The 1,449-nt window shown below is 64.2% G+C and carries 2 protein-coding genes; both read right to left on the bottom strand.

Annotated elements, in window-relative coordinates; genetic code table 11:
- The coding region (locus tag CKW25_RS25905; protein WP_095083820.1) for an ABC transporter ATP-binding protein at positions 1–680 on the bottom strand (680 nt) is incomplete at its 3' end.
- A gap of 10 nt (positions 681–690) precedes the next feature.
- The coding region (locus CKW25_RS25900; RefSeq protein ID WP_095083819.1) for an ABC transporter permease subunit at positions 691–1,449 on the bottom strand (759 nt) is incomplete at its 5' end.

The raw sequence follows: 1,449 nt of genomic DNA, 5'->3' as shown, positions 1-1,449 counted from the left end.
TACATCACGCACACGCGCTGGGCGGTTTCGGCCACGACCGCGAGGTCGTGGGTGATCAGCACCAGGCCCATGTTCTGCTCTTTTTGCAGGGCCAGCAGCAGGTCCATGATCTGCGCCTGGATGGTCACGTCCAGGGCCGTGGTCGGCTCGTCCGCGATCAACAGCTTGGGTTCGCCGGCAATCGCCATGGCGATTGCCACGCGCTGGCTCATCCCGCCGGAAAGTTGGTGCGGGTAGGCGTTCATACGGCTCGCGGCGCCCGGGATTTCCACTTTCTCCAGCAGTTCGATGGCGCGCTTGCGGGCGGCCTTGCCGGACATTTTCAGGTGCAGGCGCAGCACTTCTTCAATCTGGAAACCCACGGTGTAGCTCGGGTTCAGCGCGGTCATCGGGTCCTGGAAGACCATCGCCAGGTCTTTACCGACGATCTGCCGGCGCTGGCGATTGCTCAGCTTGAGCATGTCCTTGCCGTCGAAGCTGAGGGCGTCGGCGGTGACGATGCCGGGATGTTCGATCAGGCCCATCAGCGCCATCATGGTCACGGACTTGCCGGACCCCGACTCGCCCACGATGGCCAGCACTTCGCCCTTGTCCACGGTCAGGTCCAGGCCATCGACCACGGGAACGGCGTTCTTGTCGCCGAAGCGAACGTTGAGATTCTTGATTTCCAACAATGACATGTGAATCCCCTCAGGCGGCGTTCTTGAGTTTCGGGTCCAGCGCATCGCGCAGGCCGTCGCCCATCAGGTTGATTGCCAGCACGCTGAGCAAAATGGTCAAGCCAGGCAGGCTGACGACCCACCAGGCGCGTTCGATGTAGTCGCGAGCCGAAGCCAGCATGGTGCCCCACTCAGGGGTTGGCGGTTGTACGCCGAGGCCGAGGAAGCCCAGGGCGGCGGCATCGAGAATCGCCGAGGAGAAGCTCAAGGTCGCCTGGACGATCAGCGGCGCCATGCAGTTGGGCAGCACGGTGATGAACATCAGGCGTGGCAGGCCGGCACCGGCCAGGCGCGCTGCGGTCACGTAGTCACGGTTCAACTCGCCCATCACCGCAGCGCGGGTCAGGCGAACGTAGGACGGCAGGGACACGATGGCGATGGCGATGACGGTGTTGATCAGGCCAGGGCCGAGGATGGCGACGATCGCCACGGCCAGCAGCAAGGAGGGCAGGGCCAGCATGATGTCCATCAGGCGCATGATGGTCGGGCCAAGCATGCGCGGGAAGAACCCGGCGAGCAGACCCAGCAGGATCCCTGGAATCAGCGACATGACCACCGATGACAGGCCGATCAGCAGCGACAGGCGCGAGCCCGCGATCAGGCGCGACAACAGGTCGCGACCCAGCTCGTCGGTACCGAGCAGGAACTGCATTTGCCCGCCTTCCAGCCAGGCCGGTGGGGTCAGCAGGAAGTCGCGGTATTGCTCGCTCGGGTTATGAGGGGCAACCCA

Origin of the sequence: Pseudomonas sp. Irchel s3h17, from assembly GCF_900187505.1 — a bacterium.
In the GTDB taxonomy this organism is placed as follows: domain Bacteria; phylum Pseudomonadota; class Gammaproteobacteria; order Pseudomonadales; family Pseudomonadaceae; genus Aquipseudomonas.
This window is presented reverse-complemented; position numbering and strand designations above follow the sequence as displayed.